Source organism: Streptomyces sp. NPDC101191 (assembly GCF_044767915.1).
In the GTDB taxonomy this organism is placed as follows: domain Bacteria; phylum Actinomycetota; class Actinomycetes; order Streptomycetales; family Streptomycetaceae; genus Streptomyces.
Genome location: NZ_JBIWOU010000014.1, coordinates 88,531 through 106,273, shown reverse-complemented (window position 1 = coordinate 106,273; position 17,743 = coordinate 88,531). Strand labels below are relative to the sequence as shown.

The following is a 17,743-nucleotide window of genomic DNA, read 5'->3' as shown; positions in this document are numbered from 1 at the left end:
CGCCGGACGCGCTGCGTCGCCGCATCCGTGGACTTCACGCTCACCAGCGCTCCCGGGCGCGCCGTCCGCGGTCACCCACCCGGTGTTCCCCGGCGCACGTCAGCCCGAGACCCGCTGCCGGGCGGCGAGATCCCCGTAGCCGCCCCGCTGCCACACCTGCTCGCGGAACTCCTGCAGCGAGAGCGGCCGGACGTCCTCGTGGGGCACGTCCCGCAGATGCACGGTGCCGCACCGGTGGCAGTACCACCCGTGCGACCACAGCTCCTCGGCCTGGTGGCGCCCCCGGGTCAGCCGGGCGAACTCGCCCCGGCGGCGCACCAGGACGGCGACCACGAGGAGGCTGACGCACAGGGCGAGCGCCGACACCCAGCCGAGGAAGGAGAGGTCGGGGTCGGGGCCCGACGGGGGCTCCCCGAAGTAGGCACCGTCGGGCACCTCCTCGAAGGCCTTCCCCGCGAAGACCCAGAACAGGAAGGTGGCGACGGACACGAACCCGGCGAAGAGGCCGAGGCCGCCGAGTCCGTAGGTGGGCTCCTTCGGAACGGGCGCGAGCGCCTCCGCCAGCGCGGTGGTCACCCGCCGGGTCACCGTCCGCATGTCCCCGTCGCTGTTGCGCTCACGACGCGTGACGGAGTCCCGCCCCGCGAGGTACGCGGCGGGCACCGCCTGCACCAGATCGTCCCGCCCGCAGCCCGGGCAGTTGTGTGCCGTCGTATTCATGTGTCCCCCCGTGGTCGGTCTGCGTACGGTAACCCGCATGCTGAATCGTCTTGAGACCTATTACGACTCCGTGCCCCGGTCCGCCGCCCGCGCCGAGGACTTCGGGCCGCTCACCCTCTTCGTACGGGACGGCGTGGGCTGGCCGTACTACGCCCGCCCCGCGCTCGGGCACACCGGCGCGGTCGACGCCGGGTCGGTCGACAAGGTGCGGGCGCGGCAGCGGGAGCTGGGCGTGCCCGAGGCCTTCGAGTGGGTCGCGGAGACGACGCCGGGGCTGCGGGCGGCGGTCGAGGCGAGCGGACTCATTGTGCACGAACACCCCCTGATGGTCCTGAGCGCGGACGCGGACGCGCTCCCGTCCCCGCCGGAGGACGTCACCGTCCGCATGGTGGGTTCCGCCGACCCCGCGCTGGAGAGCGCCGTGGCCGCCCCGTACGCCGCCTTCGGCGCGGCTCCGCCCCCCGGCGCCGCCGCCCAGGTCGCGGCCCGCCTCGACGCGGGACTGACCCGCCTCGCGGCCGCCTTCGACCCCTCCGGCACCGCGCTCGCGGCGGGCCAGCACCAGCCGGTCGGCCCGGTCAGCGAGGTCGTCGGCGTCGGCACCCGTCCGGAGGCCCGCCGCCGCGGCCTGGGCCTCGCGGTCACCGCCGCCCTCGTCGAGGACGCCCGCGCGCACGGCGCCGAGACGGTCTTCCTCACCGCCACGGACGCCACGGTGGCCCGCCTCTACGCGCGCCTGGGCTTCCGCACGATCGGCACGGCCCTGATCGCGGAACCGGCGGAGGAGCCCGCGTAGCTCACACGGCGACGAGCCGGACCCGTCCTCCGCACAGCGTCGTCATGTCGTCGATGTCGGAGGTCACGAGGACCACCGGCCGCTGCTGCCTGAGGGCTACCGTCGCGACGGCGGTGCGCTCGTAGTCGTCGAGCGCGGGCTGGTGAGCACCGGCTCCCGGACCATCAGCACGTCGACCGGGTCCTCGGACTCGACCGTGAACCCCTCGCGCTCGTAGAGGCGGCGGGCCGCGCTGCCCTGGAGGACGACCAGCCGCACCGGGACCGACGCGGCGTCGGCCCGGGCGAGCAGCTCGCGCAGCACCGCCGTCCCGAGCCCGCGCCCCTGCACCTCGGGGGCGAGGTAGAAGTGCGCGAGACAGAGGCCTTCGCCGCCCTTGTCCGGGGCGAAGGCCACGCAGCCCGCGAAGGCGCCCGCGACCTCGACGACCGAGGTGTGCTCGGGCCGGAACTCGTCCCGCAGCCGCTGCCGGACCCGGTGGGTGTCGTAGCGGCCGAGCCGCACCAGGTCGTCCCTCATGACGACGGCCTTCAGCTCGGCGACGGCCTCCACGTCCTCCGCCGTCGCCGGCCGCAGCGACCACGTCGTTTCCGCGTCCATGGGCGCATCCTAGGGAGCGTCCGGCCCGCGACCGGCCCCGGGCGTAACCGGACCCCGCGGGTCCGCGTTGGTGCGGCATGAAGAAGATGCTCACCACCGCCGCCCTGACCGGTCTCGCCCTGGCCGGCGGGCTCGCCGCCGCCGGGACCGCCGCCGCCGACACCGGGGGCGCGAACCTGCCCTCCGTCGTGCCGCTGAGCGGCGTCCTCGCCCCGAAGGCGAAGCCGGCCTCCGCCGCGGAGATGCCCGCCGCCAACCAGCTGGTGGAGGGCCTGCTGCCCGGACAGCACCGGGCCTGACCGGGCACGCGAAAGACGAGGTGGCGGGACCCCCCACGGGCCCGCCACCTCGCCGCTGTCCATCACGGGTCAGTCGTCGACGACCAGTGACGGGGTCTCCTTGGTGAGCACCTCGCCGCGGAAGAACGCGGGGCTCCTGCGCTGCATCACCAGCATGATCACCACGCCGAGCAGCAGCAGCCCGACGCCGATGACGAAGACCGAGCCGACGCCGAACACCGCGGAGCCGGAGCCGTAGGCCGGGTCCCACATGTCGTACAGGGTCTTGGCGAAGACCGCCGACAGGAGCAGGCCGCCGACCAGCGGGAACAGGCCCTTGAAGACCAGGTCGCGGAAGGACGAGGTCAGCTCGCGGCGGAAGTACCAGACGCAGGCGAACGCGGTCAGCGCGTAGTAGAAGCAGATCATCAGGCCGAGCGCGTAGATCGTGTCGACCAGGACGTGCTCGCTGAGCAGGGTCATCACGGTGTAGAAGACGCCGGTCGCGACTCCGGCCACGATCGTGGCCTTGCCGGGGGTCTTGAAGCGCGGGTGGACCGCGGCGTACGAGGCGGGCAGGGCCTCGTAGGAGGACATCGCCAGGACCGTGCGGGCCACCGGGATGAAGGTGGTCTGGAGGCTGGCGGTCGCCGAGGCCAGGACCGCGACGAAGAGCAGGATGCCGAGCGCGGGGCCCATGACGGGGCCGGCGAGGGCGGCGAAGACGTTGTCGGAGGTCTCCGGGTTGCCGAGGCCGAGGCCCTTGTCGCCGGATCCCACGACCATCTGGGCGGCGATGCCGGTGGCGAGGTACGAGCCGACGAGGACGAGCATCGCGATGAGGGCGGCGCGGCCGGGCGTCTTGGCCGAGCCGGTCGTCTCCTCGTTCGCGGTCAGGCAGGCGTCCCAGCCCCAGTACATGAAGATCGACAGGGAGAGTCCTGCGGTGAACGCGGCGAAGGACTGCACCGCGAAGGGGTTCATCCAGGACCAGGAGAAGTCGACGGAGGTCTCGAAGGATCCGGCCTTCGACAGCGCCATCCCCACGAAGACGGCGAGGACGAGCAACTGCAGGCCGACGAGGGCGTACTGCACGCCCTTGGTGGCGGTCATGCCGCGGTAGCTGATGGCGGTCGCGGCGGCGATCAGCACCAGGCAGGTGACGATGTGGACGGCCTTGTCGTCGTCCAGGGCCGCGATCGACGGACTGCCGCTGACCTCTCCGGCGAGCAGCCAGAAGTACGAGGTGGCGACGCCGGCCAGGTTGGAGAGCACGATGATCGTGGCGATCACCAGGCCCCAGCCGCACATCCAGCCGACCTTGGGCCCGAAGGCCTTCACGGTCCAGGTGAAGGAGGTGCCGCAGTCCGGCATGACCTTGTTGAGCTCGCGGTACGCGAACGCGACGAGGAGCATCGGCAGGAAGCCCGCGAGGAAGACGGCGGGCATCTGGAGGCCGACCTCGCCGGCGGTGGAGCCGAGCGTGGAGGTCAGGCAGTAGACCGGGGCGACGGTGGAGATGCCGATGACGGCGCTGCCGAGCAGACCCACGGAGTTGCCGCCGAGGCCCTTGGTGCGCACACCTTGGGTGCCGCCCTGCGGCGGGACGCCCCTTACCGTGTCTCCGGCCGGGGGCCGTACATCCACCTGAGTCATGAACAGGACGTTAAATGCTGCGGTTTCCACATCCGGAGGATCGAACTCCGCTCATTTGAACGATCAACGCCTTGCAATGCGAGGCAAAAACCGGACACTCGCCAATGATTGAAAGATCGACCATTACCCATGGTTGCACGATGGGGTGTCGCACCGACGAGTGTCCGATATGCGGGAACCGCAGCACTGTCCCTAATGTCCGTTTCCAAACTTTCCCGAAGAATTTTCGAGAGACAGCTCACCCCGGCCAGACGACCGCCTGCAGCTCGCTGTAGGCGTGCAGCGCGTACGAGCCGACGTCCCGCCCCACCCCGCTCTTCTTGAAGCCGCCGAACGGCGCCTCCATGTTCCGGCCGATCGTGTTGATCCCGACCCCGCCGGCCCGCAGCCGCCCCGCGATGCGGAATGCGCGGGCCACGTCCCCGGACCACACGTAGTCGATCAGCCCGTAGTCGCTGTCGTTCGCGAGCGCGACGCCCTCCTCCTCGTCGTCGAAGGGGACGACCACGACCACCGGGCCGAAGATCTCCTCCCGGACCACCCGCATCTCGTTGGTGCAGTCCGCCAGCAGCGTCGGCGCCACGTAGAAGCCCCGGTGGAGGCCCGGACCGGCCGGCCGCTCGCCGCCCACGACGACCCGCGCCCCCTCCTTGCGCCCCAGCTCGACGTACGACTCCACCCGGTCGCGGTGTGCCGCCGAGATCACCGGGCCGACCACCGTGCCCTGCGCCGCCGGGTCACCGACCTTCAGGAAGCCGACGTAAGCGGTCAGCTTCTCGACCAGCTGCTCGTAGATCCCGCGCTGCGCCAGCACCCGGGTCGGCGCCGTGCAGATCTGCCCGCTGTAGAAGGAGAAGGTCGTCCCGATCCCCATCATGGCCGCGTCCAGGTCCGCGTCGTCGAAGACGAGCGCCGCACCCTTGCCGCCCAGCTCCATGAGCTGCCGCTTCAGCTGCCGCCCGCACACCTCGCCGATGGCCTGCCCGACCGCCGTGGAGCCGGTGAAGGAGACCATGTCGACCTCGGGAGCGTCCACGGCCGCCTCGCCCACCGCGGGCGCGGAGCCGGTGACCACGTTCACCACCCCGGCCGGGACGCCCGCCTCCTCCAGGGCCCGGGTCATCGCGAACACGGACAGCGGGTCCTGCGGGGCGGGCTTCACCACGACCGTGTTGCCCATGGCGAGCGCCGGGGCGATCTTGCCCGCCGGGTTGGCCCAGGGGTTGTTGTACGAGGTGATGCAGGTGACCACACCCACCGGGCGCCGCACCGCCACCGCGCCGAAGACCCCGGCCCGGCCCATCGGGCCGGCCTCGTTGATCTGCGGCGGCAGTGCCTGCTCGACCGGCTCCAGGGCGCCGCGCGCGTAGCGCCGGAAGCGGGAGGAGCCGACGGCGACCTGCATGCCGCGGGCGGTGGCGGTGGTGGCGCCCGTCTCGGCACGGGCGAGCAGGGTGTTCCGCTCGGCGTCCCGGGCCATGACGTCCGCGGCCCGGTCCAGGATCGCCGCCCGCTCCTCCGGCTTCGTCCGCGACCAGCTCGCGAAGGCCTCGCGGGCCGCCTCGGCCGCCGCGTACACCTGGGCACGGGAGGCCTCGGGGGCGTGCCCGACGACCTCCTCGGTGGCCGGGTCGAGGACGGGGTAGTGCCCGCCGTCGGGCTCCACCCACTCCCCTCCTATGTACAGGCGCTCCGTGATCTCGCCGGCCGCCGTCCGCGTCATCGTGTGCTCACCGTCCTCGTGTCACGGCCCGAGCGCAGCACCCGGCCGGGGACCGCGCCCGTCACCTCGTCGTCCCGCACCGTCTCCACGCCGTTGACCCGCACCGAGACGATGCCGGTCGCGCGCGAGTCGAGCCGCGGGCTGTCGCCCGGCAGGTCGTGCACGAGGGTCGCCGGTCCGGCGTCGATCCGCTCGGGGTCGAAGAGCACCAGGTCGGCGTGGAAGCCCTCGGCGATCCGACCGCGCTCGCGCAGCCCGAAGAGCCGGGCCGGGTCGTCGCTGAGCATCTTCACGGCCTGCTCCAGCGGGACCAGCCCGCGGCCGCGCAGACAGTCGCCGAGGAAGCGGGTGGTGTACGGCGCGCCGCACATCCGGTCCAGGTGCGCGCCCGCGTCGGAGCCGCCGAGCAGCACGTCCTCGTGCTGCCAGGTCTCGCGGCGCAGCGCCCAGGAGGCCGGGTCGTTGTCGGTGGGCATGGGCCACAGGACGGTGCGCAGGTCGTCGTTGGCGCAGATCTCGACGAGGCACTGGAAGGCGTCCTGGCCGCGCTCGGCGGCGACGTCGTCCACGACCCGGCCGGTGAGGCCCTCGTTCTCCTTGGAGTACGTGTCCCCGATGACGTAGCGGCCGAACCTCGCGAGCCGCCGGAAGACGCCGGCCTCCTTGGAGTCGGCGCGGCGCAGCATCCCGGCGCGCACGTCCGGGTCTCGGAGCTTCGCGATCCGCTCCGGCACGGGCAGGCCGAGGATCTCGCCCCAGCCCGGGATGAGGTTGAGGGCGCAGAAGGTGCCGAGGGACATGTTCATGGGGGTGAGGATCGGCATGGTGAGCGCGACGATCCGGCCGCCGGACTTGCGGGCCCGCTCGGAGGCGAGGAGCTGGCGCGGGACGCGTTCGGGGACGGTGGCGTCGATGGTGAGGACGTTCCAGTTGAGGGGGCGGCCGGCGGCGGCGCTCATCTCGACGAAGAGGTCGATCTCGGCGTCGGAGAACTGGTCGAGGCAGCCCGCGAGGATGGCCTCGATCTGGGTGCCCTCGTGCTCGCCGACGGCCCGGGACAGTGCGATCAGCTCGGCGGGGGCGGCGTGCCGGGAGGCCACGGGAGCGCCGTCGCCGTCGGAGTGGGTGGCCGACTGGGTGGTGGAGAGCCCCCAGGCCCCGGCGTCCATGGCGTCCTTGAGGAGCGCGACCATCCGGTCCAGCTGCTCGGGGGTGGGCTGTCCGCCGACGGCGTCGGCCCCCATCACGTACCGCCGCAGGGCGCAGTGCCCCACCATGAAGCCGGCGTTGACGGCGATCCGCCCTTCGAGGGCGTCGAGGTACTCGCCGAAGGAGGACCAGGACCAGTCGACGCCCTCCTCCAGGGCGGCCAGCGCCATGCCCTCGACCTTGGACATCATGCGGCGCGTGTAGTCGGCGTCCTCGGGCCGGTCCGGGTGGAGGGGGGCGAGGGTGAAGCCGCAGTTGCCGCCGGCGACGGTGGTGACCCCGTGGTTCATCGACGGGGTGGCGTACGGGTCCCAGAACAGCTGGGCGTCGTAGTGGGTGTGCGGGTCGACGAAGCCGGGGGCGAGCACCAGGCCGGTGGCGTCCTCGCTGCCGCGGGCCTCCTCGGTGACGGTGCCGGGCGCGCCGATGACGGCGATCCGCCCGTCACGCAGGCCGACGTCGGCGGTGAAGGCGGGGGCGCCGGTGCCGTCCACGACGGTCGCGCCCTTGATGAGGTGGTCGAGCATGGGGTCCCTTTCTGCGGGAGTGCGGCAGGGCCCGTCCGGCGGACCGGGGCCGGGCCGGCCCTGGTCCGCCGGACGGGCCCTGAGGACCCCGGACCGAAGGCCGCCGCGGAAACGGTCTCCGGCCGGGGCCGGTACGGGGCGGCGGTCCGGGAAGACACCGCCCCGTGCTCCGGTGCGGGGCCCGGGGGCCCCCGGGATCAGCTCCCCGCGGACTGACGGAAGCGGGTGGTGCGGTGGACCGGGTCCGTGTCGATCTCCGGGATCACGTGCTCGCCGATCAGCTTGATCGTGTTCATCGTGTCCTCGTAGGAGATGCCGATCGGCAGGCCGAAGGACAGCTGGTCGGCACCCGCCTGCTCCCAGCGCTTGCACTGGGCCAGGACCTCCGACGGGTCGCCGCAGATCATCAGTTCCTCGGCGATGAGGAGTTCGATGATCTCGGCCGAGTACTCCGGCAGGAGTTCGGGCCACTCGGGGATGCCCTCGGGCCGCGGGAAGGTGTCGTGGTAGCGGAAGAGCAGCGACTGGAGGTAGTTGAGGCCGCCGCCGACGGCGATCTCGACCGCCTTGTCGTGGGTCTCGGCGCAGATCGCGGTGGAGGTCACCATGACGTTGTCGTTGACGAAGTCGCCGACCGCCTTGGCCTCCTTGATGGCCGCCTTGTACGACTCGACGACCCACTCCATGTCGGAGACCTTCTGCACGCTGAAGCCGAGGACGCCGAGGCCCTTCCTGCCGGCCATCGCGTACGAGGCCGGGGAGCCGGCGGCGTACCACATGGCCGGGTGCGACTTGCCGTACGGCTTGGGGAGGATCTTGCGGGGCGGCAGCGACCAGTGCTTGCCCTGGAAGCCCTCGTACTCCTCCTGGAGCCACATCTTGGGGAACTCGGCGATCGTCTCCTCCCAGATCTCCTTGGTGTGGTTCATGTCGGTGATGCCCGGCATGAACCCGAGGATCTCGTGGGAGCCGGCGCCCCGGCCGGAGCCGAACTCGAAGCGTCCGCCGGAGAGGTGGTCGAGCATGGCGACCTTCTCGGCGACCTTCACCGGGTGGTTGACGGGCGCGAGCGGGTTGAAGATTCCGGAGCCGAGGTGGATGCGCTCGGTGGCGTGGGCGAGGTAGCCCAGGTAGACGTCGTTGGCGGAGAGGTGGGAGTACTCCTCCAGGAAGTGGTGCTCGGAGGCCCAGGCGTACTTGAAGTTCGACCGGTCCGCCTGGATGACGTACTCGGTCTCCTCCATGAGCGCCTTGTGCTCGGCTTCGGGATCGGTCTCGGCGCGCTTGCCGACGTATCCCTGCACGAAGATCCCGAATTCCAAGGAAGTTCACCGCCCCTTGTTCATTTCTGACGTACCGTCAGATTCGTTGATGTGCCCGACTGTCGCACCACGCGCCGGTGCGGTCAATACCTGATGGTGCGTCAGAAAAGCTTGACGCCCGCCAGCCAGCCGCCGTCGATCACGAACGGCTGCCCGGTGACGTACGAGGAGTCCTCCGCCGTCAGGAAGAGCGCGAGCGCCGCGACCTCCTCGGGCCGCCCGATCCGCCCGAGCGGCACCAGGTTGCGGTACAGCTCCGCCGTCGCCGCGGGATCCACGCCCTCCGGATTGCTCATCGGTGTGTCGATGGCGCCCGGACAGACCGCGTTGACCCGGATGCCCTTCCCGGCCAGCTCCACGGCCGCGACCCGGGTGAGGCCCAGGACGGCGTGCTTGCTCGCCGCGTAGGCACCGACCCCGGCCATGCCGGTGACGCCCGTGTACGAGGCGGTGTTGACGATGGTGCCGCCGCCGGCCGCCTCGATCTCGGGCGTCACGGACTTGATCCCCAGGAAGCAGCCCACCTGGTTGACCTGCACGATCGCCTGGAACTCGTCCAGCGGCGTCGACACCAGCTCGTTGAAGCGCAGGATGCCCGCGTTGTTGACGAGGCCGTCGATGCGCCCGAAGCGCTCCTTGGCGGCGGCCACGGCGGCCGTCCAGTCCGCCTCGCTGGTCACGTCGAGGTGGACGTAGAGCGCCCGCTCCTCCCCCAGCTCCTTCGCGAGCGCCTCGCCCGGGCCGTCGAGCACGTCGGCCAGGACCACCCGCGCCCCCTCGGCGGCGAACAGCCGCGCCTCCTGCTCGCCCTGCCCGCGCGCCGCGCCCGTGATGACGACGACGCGCCCGTCCAGCTTGCCCATGTGCCTGCTCCTCGTGTCCGGAGGTGTGGTGCGGAGGTCTGGCGCGCCCGGACACGGCCTAGAGGTGCGGGGCCACCTCGGCCGCGAAGGCGCCCATCTGGTCGGTGAGTTCGGTGCGGCTCCGGGAGCGGAAGCGCACCTGGATCTGGTGCACGCCCATCTCGCCGTAGGCCCGCAGGGACTCCGCGAGGGCCTGCGGCTTGCCGCTCAGCGTGCGCCGGCCGGTGTCCCAGCCCGGCTCGCCGACGTACAGCGCCTCGGTGATCGCCCCGACGGTGATCGGCGCCTCGATCCCGGCCTCCTCGCGCAGCCGCCGCAGCCTGGCGATCTGCTCCGCGAGCCGGTCGCGCGGGTCACCCTGCGGCAGCCAGCCGTCCCCCTTGAGCGCGGCCCGGCGCACGGCGGCGGGCGAGGAGCCGCCGACCCAGACGGGCACCCGCTGCTGCGCGGGCCGCGGCCGCTGGCCGAGGTCCCGGAAGGAGAAGCGCTCGCCGCTGTGCTCCGGGAACTCCTCCGGCCCGAGCGCCGCCCGCAGCGCGTCGATCGTCTCGTCGAGCACCCCGCCGCGCCCGGAGAAGTCCGCACCGACCGCCTCGAACTCCTCCCGCACGTGCCCGGCCCCGACCCCGAGGACCAGCCGGCCACCGGAGAGGTGGTCGAGGGTGGCGTACGCCTTGGCCGTCACGAGCGGATGCCGCAGCCCCACGACGGCGACGTGCGACAGCAGCCGGACCCGCTCGGTGGCCGCGGCGAGGTACGACAGGGTGGCCACCGGGTCGTACCAGACGGTGCTCATCGCCCCGGCCAGGCGGCGGGGGATGGCCACGTGGTCGCAGCTCGCGACGTAGTCGAAGCCGTGCGCCTCGGCGGCACGGGCCACGGCGAGCAGGTCGGCGGGCCCGGCGGCGGCCTCCCAGCTCTCGGCGTAGAGAGCGCTCTGGGACTGGACGGGCAGCTGCATCCCGTAGACCACCATGGGGGACCTCCCTGTATCTGACGTACCGTCATATAGCACGAGCGGGCCCATGCTCGTACCTGACGGTTCATCAGGCAAGGGGCGGGGTGGGATCCGCCGGGCGAGCGACCCGGGGGCGCGTCGGCACACCCAGGGGGTCGGGCGCGCCAGGTGGCCGATCGATGTGGAAGAGGTACAACTTCACGTACATCACCAGAGCCTCGCCGGGGATCCGGTCAGGGGCGCCAGAGGCCGTCCTCCGTCAGCCCCAGCAGGTCGATCGCGTTGCCGCGCACGATCCGCTCGACGGCGTCCGGCGCGAGGTGGCCCATCTGGGCCTCGCCGACCTCGCGGGACTTGGGCCAGGTGGAGTCCGAGTGCGGGTAGTCGGTCTCGTAGAGCACGTTCCCGACCCCGATGGCGTCCAGGTTCCTCAGCCCGAAGGCGTCGTCGAAGAAGCAGCCGTAGACGTGCTCGGCGAACAGCTCCGACGGCGGGCGCAGCACCTTTTCGGCCACGCCGCCCCAGCCGCGGTTCTCCTCCCACACGACGTCGGCGCGCTCCAGAATGTACGGGATCCAGCCGATCTGGCCCTCGGCGTACATGATCCTGAGGTTCGGGAAGCGCTCGAACTTGCCGCTCATCAGCCAGTCGACCATCGAGAAGCAGCAGTTGGCGAAGGTGATGGTGGAGCCGACGGCCGGCGGGGCGTCGGCCGAGGTGGACGGCATCCTGCTGGACGAGCCGATGTGCATGGCGATGACCGTGCCGGTCTCGTCGCAGGCGCGCAGGAAGGGGTCCCAGTGGTCGGTGTGCACCGACGGGAGCCCGAGGTGCGGCGGGATCTCGGAGAAGGCGACCGCCCGGACCCCGCGGGCCGCGTTGCGCCGCACCTCGGCGGCGGCGAGCTCGGGGTCCCACAGCGGGATCAGGGTCAGCGGGATCAGCCGGCCATGGGCCTCGGGGCCGCACCACTCCTCGACCATCCAGTCGTTGTAGGCGCGCACGCCGAGGAGACCGAGTTCACGATCGGCGGCTTCTGTGAAGGTCTGCCCACAGAATCGGGGGAAGGTGGGGAAGCAGAGGGCCGACTGGACGTGGTTCACGTCCATGTCGGCGAGCCGCTCCGGCACGGAGTACGAACCGGGGCGCATCTGCTCGTAGGTGATGACCTCCAGGCGGATCTCGTCGCGGTCGTAGCCGACGGCGGTGTCGAGCCGGGTGAGGGGGCGGTGCAGGTCCTCGTAGACCCACCAGTCACCTATGGGGCCTTCGTCCCCCTTGGCGCCCATCACAGGGGCGAACTTTCCGCCCAGAAAGGTCATTTCCTTCAGTGGCGCGCGGACGATCCGGGGGCCGGTGTCGCGGTAGCGGGACGGGAGCCGGTCCTGCCAGACGTGCGGGGGCTCCACGGTGTGGTCGTCCACCGAGATGATCTTGGGGAAGCTCTCCATGCGCTTCACGGTAGCGCTCATCTGACGATCCGTCAGCTATCGTGCGGGTGGACCGCCCCGGAACCGTGCGGGGACGGGGCGGGAACGCCGACCCGATGCTGACGCGCGCCCTCCGGACAAGGCAGACTGTCTTGGGCGAAACCAGCGGTACGGGCAGGGGGAGCTAATGGACCGTGAGAACGGGCCGCGCGTTCCGGAGCAGCGGACTCCGGCGACGGGCCCCGGCGGGACCGGCACCGAGCCGGCCGCCGCACCACGCTCGAGCACGTTCGCGACGGGCGCCGAGCCGGCCCCCGCTACGCCCGGAGACGTCGCCGGATCCGGCGACGGCCTCCGCTTCGGGGTGCTCGGGCCCGTGCGGGCCTCCCGGGGCGGACAAGCCCTGCCCACCGGGTCGCCGCAGCAGCGCGCCCTCCTCGCCGCCCTCCTCCTGCGCGACGGCCGCACCGCCACCGCCGCCGAACTCATCGACGCCATCTGGGGCGAGGAGCCGCCCTCCCAGGCCCTGGCCGCCGTCCGCACCTACGCCTCCCGGCTGCGCAAGATCCTCGACCCCGGCGTCCTCGTCAGCGAGTCCGGCGGCTACGCCATCCGCGCCGGCGCCGGCCGCACCGGTGCCGCCCTCGACCTCGCCGAGGCCCACGAACTCGCCGCCGAGGCGGAGAAGCTGCGCAGCGCCGGACAGCGCGGCGCCGCGCGCGAGCGCCTGAACGAGGCGCTGGCCCTGTGGGACGGCGAGGCGCTCGCCTCCGTACCCGGGCCGTACGCCGAGAACCAGCGCACCCGCCTGGAGGAATGGCGCCTCCAGCTCCTGGAGAACCGTCTCGACCTCGACCTGGAGGTCGGCGCGCACGCCGAGGCCGTCTCGGAGCTGACCGCGCTCACCGCCGCGCACCCGCTGCGCGAGCGCCTGCGCGAACTGCTGATGCTCGCCCTCTACCGCTCCGGCCGGCAGGCGGAGGCGCTCGCCGTCTACGCCGACACCCGCCGTCTCCTCGCCGACGAACTGGGCGTCGACCCCACGCCCGAGCTGTCCCGGCTCCAGCAGCGCATCCTCCAGGCCGACGCCGAACTCGCCCGCCCGGTCGAGGAGCAGGCACCGGCCGCCGCGCCGGTCGCCCGCCCCGCCCAGCTCCCGGCGACCGTCCCGGACTTCACGGGCCGTTCCGCCTTCGTGCGCGAACTCGGCGACCGGCTCGCCACCGCCGAGGGCTCCGTCATGGCGGTCTCGGCGCTCGCCGGAATCGGCGGCGTGGGCAAGACCACGCTCGCCGTCCACGTCGCCCACGAGGCCAGGCCGCACTTCCCCGACGGGCAGCTGTACGTCGACCTCCAGGGCGCGGGCTCGCGCGCGGCGGCCCCGGAGACGGTCCTCGGCGCGTTCCTCCGGGCTCTCGGCACCCCCGACTCCGCGATCCCGGACTCCCTCGACGAGCGGGCGGCGCTCTACCGCTCCACGCTCGACGGGCGCCGGGTCCTGGTCCTGCTCGACAACGCCCGCGACGCCGCCCAGATCCGCCCGCTGCTGCCCGGAACGGCCGGCTGCGCGGCCCTGGTGACCAGCCGGATCCGCATGCTCGACCTGGCGGGGGCGCACCTGGTGGACCTGGACGTGATGTCCCCGGAGGAGGCGCTCCAGCTCTTCACCCGGATCGTGGGCGAGGAGCGGGTGCGGGCCGAGCGGGAGGCCGCCCTGGACGTGGTCGCGGCCTGCGGCTTCCTGCCGCTGGCGATCCGCATCGCCGCGTCGCGCCTGGCCGCGCGCCGTACGTGGACGGTCTCGGTGCTGGCCGCCAAGCTCGCCGACGAGCGGCGCCGCCTGGACGAGCTCCAGGCCGGGGACCTCGCGGTCAAGGCCACCTTCGAACTCGGCTACGGCCAGCTGGAACCTGCCCAGGCCCGCGCCTTCCGCCTGCTCGGCCTCGCCGACGGCCCGGACATCTCGCTGGCGGCCGCCGCGGCGGTCCTGGACCTTCCGGAGTGGGAGACCGAGGACCTCCTGGAGGCCCTCGTCGACACCTCGCTCCTGGAGTCCGCGGCCCCCGGCCGCTACCGCTACCACGACCTGGTCCGGCTCTACGCGCGTGCGTGCGCGGAGCGGGACGAGCAGCCGCCGGTGGAACGCGACCTGGCCCTCTCCCGGCTGCTCGACTTCTACCTGTCGACGGCCTCCCGGGTCTACGCCATCGAGCGCCCCGGCGACCGGCTCGTCGACCACCTGGAGCCCACCCACTACGAGGGCCTCACCTTCACCGACCGCCACACCGCCCAGGACTGGCTCTACGCCGAGGCCAACTGCCTCCTCGCCTGCGTCCGTCAGTCGGCGACGACCCCGGGGACGCTGCGGCGAGCGGTGGACCTGCTGTGGGCGGCGCTGGACCTGGGCGAGTCGGGCGCCAACGCCAAGGAGTTCGAGGCCGTCGGCTGCTTCGTCCGTGACGCGGCGCGGGACCACGGCGACCCGCGCGCCCAGGGCCGGGCGCTGATGGCGCTGGCGGGCGTCCACCACACCGCGGGCCGCTTCAGCGAGGCCGACCGGGACGCCGAGCTGGCCCTGCCGCACGCGGACGCGGCCGAGGACCCGCTGCCGGCCTGCTGGTCCGCGAACGCCCGGGGCATCATCGCGCTGTACCAGAACCGCTTCGAGGAGGGCGAGGTGCACCTCGCCCACGCGATCGAGCGGTTCCGCGGTATCGGCGACCGCCCCGGCGAAGCGAGCGCCCTGTGCAACCTGTCCCGTATCCACCTGGCGATGGGCCGCACGGCTCAGGCGATCGAACTCGCCGAGGAGGGCACGCGGATCTACGACTCGATGGGCAACTCGCTGCGCAGCGCCAACGGGCGGTACGCGCTGGGCCTCGCGCTGACCGAGGCCAAGCAGCTCGGCGACGCCGTCGACCGGCTGCGCGAGGCCCTGGAGGTCTTCCGGGACAGCCGACAGCGGCTGTGGGAGGGCATGACCCTGTTCCGTCTGTCAGAGGTGGACATCGCGGCACGGCGGCACGCCCAGGCGGCCTCCAACGCCGAGATGGCGCTCACCGTCCTGCGTGGCATCGGCGGCGAGTGGCGGCGCGGGAACGTGCTGACCGTACTCGGGCGCGCCCTCGACGGCATCGGCCAGTCGGGGCGTGCACAGGTCTGCTGGCAGGAGGCCCTCGACATCTTCGAGTCGCTGGGGTCCCCGGAGGCGACCGAGGTCCGCCGGCTGCTGGCCCCCATCGCGGCCGCGTGACCCGGCCCCTCCCCCGCGGCCTGCACGTTCATCGTTCGTTTATCGCCGACCGGCAGGCTTCTTCTTGTCGATCCGTCGCGTCGGGGGGCAGACGGGTCATCGACACCGCCGTCACTCCGGGCAACTAGGGTGAGCGGCCAAGCGCGGTCCGCCCGGCTGGTCACGGGGGAGCGGCCGGACGGATCGCGCCGGATCCCACTCATGACATGCAGGAGTTGACGAGATGAGCAACCCGATCGAGAAGGACGCGGTCGTGAAGCCCCAGGACATGCACGCCACGGGCGGCACCGAAGGCGAGATCACCACCAAGGACATGCACGCCACGTCCGAGCCGGCGATCGACGCCATCACCAAGAAGGTCAAGGGCACCGGCCCGGGCGAGATCACGACGATGGACATGCACGCCACGTCCGAGCCGCTCAACTAAGCCACACGCCACGGGGACGGTTCCGGAGACGCCATCGGGGGAGTCGCCGGGACCGAGCGGGGCGGACGGAGCGCGGGGTTCGGGGGCGCCCGAGAGGACCGGGGGGAATCCTCGGGCGAGAGCCCGCACGCTTCGCACGACCCGACAAGGAGGGGCCGGGCACCAGCCCGGCCCCTCCTTCACGTCCTCGACCAGGGGATTCGGCCGCCGGATACGGCGATGCACCGACCTGACGAAGTAGCCCGCAGCACCTCGCACTCGCGTTCGACCTGAGTCATGATCGATCGCGTCCGGTACGGCAGGTGGTGGGGACCGCCCGTCGCACCCGGGCGAGGCACGCCATGCGCGCGCAGGGGGGAGGGCCCGGGCCGGAGGAATCCGGTCCGGGCCCTTTGCCGTGCGGGGGCGGCCGGAGGCGCGGTCAGGCCCGGGTGCGCAGCGCTCCCTTCACGACCTTGCCGCTCGCGTTCCGCGGGAGCTCCGCCACGAACTCGACCTCCCTCGGCACCTTGTAGTTCGCCATCTCCCGCCGCGACCACGCGATCAGGTCGTCCGCCGTCACGCGCGCGCCCGGCCGGCGGACGGCGAAGGCCTTCCCGACCTCGCCGAGGCGCGGGTCGGGGATCCCGATGACGGCGACGTCGGCGATGTCGGGGTGGAGGCCCAGGAGCTGTTCGATCTCCGCCGGGTAGGCGTTGAAGCCGCCGACGATGAACATGTCCTTGATCCGGTCGGTGATCCGGAGGTTGCCCGTTCCGTCGAGGACGCCCACGTCGCCCGTGTGCAGCCACCCGTCCGCGTCGATCGCGGCCGCCGTCGCCTCCGCGTCCTCGAAGTAGCCGCTCATCACGTGGAAGCCCCTGACCAGGACCTCGCCCTCGTCGGAGAGGCGGACCTCCGTGCCGGGGATCGCACGGCCCGACGTCCGCGCCACGACGTCCGGCGCGTCCCCGCGGCGGCACATCGTCACGATGCCGCTCGCCTCCGACAGGCCGTACGCCGTGAGGACCGTGGCCACCCCCAGTTCCCCCCGCAGCCGTTCGACCAGTTGCAGCGGCACCACCGCCGCGCCCGTGACGACCAGCCGGAGGGTGGACAGGTCGTGGCCGGAGCGGGCGGGGTGGTCGAGCAGGGACTGGTGGAGGGTCGGCGGGCCGGGGAGGACCGAGATGCGCTCGGCGGCGATGTTCGCGAGGACCGTGTCCACGTTGAAGACCGGCTGCGGGACCATCACCGCGCCGCGCAGCAGGCAGGCGATGATGCCGGCCTTGTAGCCGAAGGTGTGGAAGAAGGGGTTCACGATCAGGTAGCGGTCGCCCTCGCGCAGGCCGGCCAGGTCGCTCCAGACCTCGTAGCAGCGCAGGGTCTGCTCGTGCGTGATCACCGCGCCCTTGGGCCGGCCCGTCGTCCCCGAGGTGTAGATGACGTCCGAGGGGTCTCCGGGGGCGATGTGCGACGAGCGTTCGCGGACGTCCTCCGCCCGTACCGCGTCCCCCTCCGCCAGGAAGGACTTCCAGGTCACGTACCCCGGCTCGTCCGGTGCCGTGTCGCCGAACACCACCACCCGTTCCAGCTCGGGCAGTTCCACGCCCGCGCGCCGCAGCGAGGCCACGTAGGAGGTACCGAGGAACGTGCCGGTCACGAAGAGCAGCCGGGCCCGTGAGCGGGCCAGGACGTCCGCCGCCTCCGTGCCCTTGAAGCGGGTGTTGAGCGGGACCAGCACCGCGCCCGCCGTCACCGCGCCGAGCGCCGAGACGATCCAGTCCAGGGTGTTGGGCGCCCAGATCGCGACCCGGTCGCCCGCCCGTACGCCCGTGGCGAGGCACGCGGCCGCCGCCCGTTCGACGCGGGCGCCGAGTTCCGCGTACGAGACGCGGGTGCGGCCTTCGACGACGGCCTCCCCCGGCCCGTACCGCTCGGCCGCCGCGCGCACCAACTCCGGTATCGAGCCGTACTCCATCGCCCGTCCCTCCCGCCGCCG

14 protein-coding genes and 1 pseudogene are annotated in these 17,743 nt (G+C 72.6%); 4 read left to right on the top strand and 11 right to left on the bottom strand.

Annotated elements, in window-relative coordinates; genetic code table 11:
* Positions 1-99: 99 nt before the first annotated feature.
* Positions 100-720, bottom strand: coding sequence for a hypothetical protein (locus ACIRQF_RS36120; protein WP_382482207.1), 621 nt, complete (start codon positions 718-720; stop codon positions 100-102).
* A gap of 37 nt (positions 721-757) precedes the next feature.
* On the opposite strand from ACIRQF_RS36120, the gene ACIRQF_RS36115 reads away from it, so the two are divergent.
* On the top strand, positions 758-1,516 hold the full coding sequence (locus ACIRQF_RS36115; RefSeq protein ID WP_404098972.1) for a GNAT family N-acetyltransferase: 759 nt from the start codon (positions 758-760) through the stop codon (positions 1,514-1,516).
* 1 nt (position 1,517) lies between these two features.
* Here ACIRQF_RS36115 and ACIRQF_RS36110 read toward each other — a convergent pair.
* Together ACIRQF_RS36110 and ACIRQF_RS36105 are read right to left on the bottom strand one after the other, a co-directional pair.
* A pseudogene (locus tag ACIRQF_RS36110) lies at positions 1,518-1,631 on the bottom strand (DNA-binding protein); the annotation flags it as partial.
* Positions 1,613-2,116 (bottom strand): GNAT family N-acetyltransferase, encoded by a 504-nt coding sequence (locus tag ACIRQF_RS36105; RefSeq protein WP_404098969.1) that lies wholly within the window; start codon positions 2,114-2,116, stop codon positions 1,613-1,615. The gene ACIRQF_RS36105 and the pseudogene ACIRQF_RS36110, both read right to left, overlap by 19 nt.
* A gap of 77 nt (positions 2,117-2,193) precedes the next feature.
* Here ACIRQF_RS36105 and ACIRQF_RS36100 point away from each other — a divergent pair, with 77 nt between their 5' ends.
* A complete protein-coding gene (locus ACIRQF_RS36100) occupies positions 2,194-2,415 on the top strand; it encodes a hypothetical protein (protein ID WP_376636902.1) in 222 nt (73 codons plus the stop codon).
* Positions 2,416-2,484: 69 nt separating this feature from the next.
* Here ACIRQF_RS36100 and ACIRQF_RS36095 read toward each other — a convergent pair whose 3' ends face one another.
* From ACIRQF_RS36095 to ACIRQF_RS36065, 7 genes are all read right to left on the bottom strand, one after another.
* A complete protein-coding gene (locus ACIRQF_RS36095; protein WP_382482199.1) occupies positions 2,485-4,050 on the bottom strand; it encodes an APC family permease in 1,566 nt (521 codons plus the stop codon).
* Between the two features lie 238 nt (positions 4,051-4,288).
* Positions 4,289-5,773 carry an aldehyde dehydrogenase family protein gene (locus ACIRQF_RS36090; RefSeq protein WP_404098965.1) on the bottom strand — a complete coding sequence of 495 codons (1,485 nt, stop codon included), beginning with the start codon at positions 5,771-5,773 and terminating at the stop codon, positions 4,289-4,291.
* Positions 5,770-7,509 (bottom strand): amidohydrolase family protein, encoded by a 1,740-nt coding sequence (locus ACIRQF_RS36085; RefSeq protein WP_404098962.1) that lies wholly within the window; start codon positions 7,507-7,509, stop codon positions 5,770-5,772. The genes ACIRQF_RS36090 and ACIRQF_RS36085 overlap by 4 nt, the downstream gene beginning before the upstream one ends.
* A 197-nt stretch (positions 7,510-7,706) precedes the next feature.
* Positions 7,707-8,831: an LLM class flavin-dependent oxidoreductase gene (locus ACIRQF_RS36080; RefSeq protein WP_376636906.1), complete on the bottom strand. Its 1,125-nt coding sequence runs from the start codon at positions 8,829-8,831 to the stop codon at positions 7,707-7,709.
* Between the two features lie 101 nt (positions 8,832-8,932).
* Positions 8,933-9,694, bottom strand: a complete 762-nt coding sequence (locus tag ACIRQF_RS36075) for an SDR family NAD(P)-dependent oxidoreductase (protein WP_404098958.1) — start codon at positions 9,692-9,694, stop codon at positions 8,933-8,935.
* Positions 9,695-9,752: 58 nt separating this feature from the next.
* Positions 9,753-10,670 (bottom strand): LLM class F420-dependent oxidoreductase, encoded by a 918-nt coding sequence (locus tag ACIRQF_RS36070; protein ID WP_404098956.1) that lies wholly within the window; start codon positions 10,668-10,670, stop codon positions 9,753-9,755.
* A gap of 215 nt (positions 10,671-10,885) precedes the next feature.
* On the bottom strand, positions 10,886-12,103 hold the full coding sequence (locus ACIRQF_RS36065) for an amidohydrolase family protein (RefSeq protein ID WP_404099058.1): 1,218 nt from the start codon (positions 12,101-12,103) through the stop codon (positions 10,886-10,888).
* A gap of 166 nt (positions 12,104-12,269) precedes the next feature.
* Here ACIRQF_RS36065 and ACIRQF_RS36060 point away from each other — a divergent pair, with 166 nt between their 5' ends.
* Positions 12,270-15,335: a BTAD domain-containing putative transcriptional regulator gene (locus ACIRQF_RS36060; RefSeq protein WP_404098953.1), complete on the top strand. Its 3,066-nt coding sequence runs from the start codon at positions 12,270-12,272 to the stop codon at positions 15,333-15,335.
* Between the two features lie 223 nt (positions 15,336-15,558).
* A complete protein-coding gene (locus ACIRQF_RS36055) occupies positions 15,559-15,762 on the top strand; it encodes a hypothetical protein (RefSeq protein WP_376636910.1) in 204 nt (67 codons plus the stop codon).
* A 421-nt stretch (positions 15,763-16,183) separates the two neighbouring features.
* Here the strand turns inward: ACIRQF_RS36055 and ACIRQF_RS36050 are convergent, their stop codons facing one another.
* Positions 16,184-17,722 carry a FadD3 family acyl-CoA ligase gene (locus tag ACIRQF_RS36050; protein ID WP_404098950.1) on the bottom strand — a complete coding sequence of 513 codons (1,539 nt, stop codon included), beginning with the start codon at positions 17,720-17,722 and terminating at the stop codon, positions 16,184-16,186.
* Positions 17,723-17,743: the final 21 nt, after the last annotated feature.

Coding starts and splice junctions, on each gene's coding strand:
- ACIRQF_RS36120 (WP_382482207.1), bottom strand. CDS start 720: ATGAATACGACGGCACACAACTGCCCGGGCTGCGGGCGGGACGATCTG.
- ACIRQF_RS36115 (WP_404098972.1), top strand. CDS start 758: ATGCTGAATCGTCTTGAGACCTATTACGACTCCGTGCCCCGGTCCGCC.
- ACIRQF_RS36105 (WP_404098969.1), bottom strand. CDS start 2,116: ATGGACGCGGAAACGACGTGGTCGCTGCGGCCGGCGACGGCGGAGGAC.
- ACIRQF_RS36100 (WP_376636902.1), top strand. CDS start 2,194: ATGAAGAAGATGCTCACCACCGCCGCCCTGACCGGTCTCGCCCTGGCC.
- ACIRQF_RS36095 (WP_382482199.1), bottom strand. CDS start 4,050: ATGACTCAGGTGGATGTACGGCCCCCGGCCGGAGACACGGTAAGGGGC.
- ACIRQF_RS36090 (WP_404098965.1), bottom strand. CDS start 5,773: ATGACGCGGACGGCGGCCGGCGAGATCACGGAGCGCCTGTACATAGGA.
- ACIRQF_RS36085 (WP_404098962.1), bottom strand. CDS start 7,509: ATGCTCGACCACCTCATCAAGGGCGCGACCGTCGTGGACGGCACCGGC.
- ACIRQF_RS36075 (WP_404098958.1), bottom strand. CDS start 9,694: ATGGGCAAGCTGGACGGGCGCGTCGTCGTCATCACGGGCGCGGCGCGC.
- ACIRQF_RS36070 (WP_404098956.1), bottom strand. CDS start 10,670: ATGGTGGTCTACGGGATGCAGCTGCCCGTCCAGTCCCAGAGCGCTCTC.
- ACIRQF_RS36065 (WP_404099058.1), bottom strand. CDS start 12,103: ATGGAGAGCTTCCCCAAGATCATCTCGGTGGACGACCACACCGTGGAG.
- ACIRQF_RS36060 (WP_404098953.1), top strand. CDS start 12,270: ATGGACCGTGAGAACGGGCCGCGCGTTCCGGAGCAGCGGACTCCGGCG.
- ACIRQF_RS36055 (WP_376636910.1), top strand. CDS start 15,559: ATGAGCAACCCGATCGAGAAGGACGCGGTCGTGAAGCCCCAGGACATG.
- ACIRQF_RS36050 (WP_404098950.1), bottom strand. CDS start 17,722: ATGGAGTACGGCTCGATACCGGAGTTGGTGCGCGCGGCGGCCGAGCGG.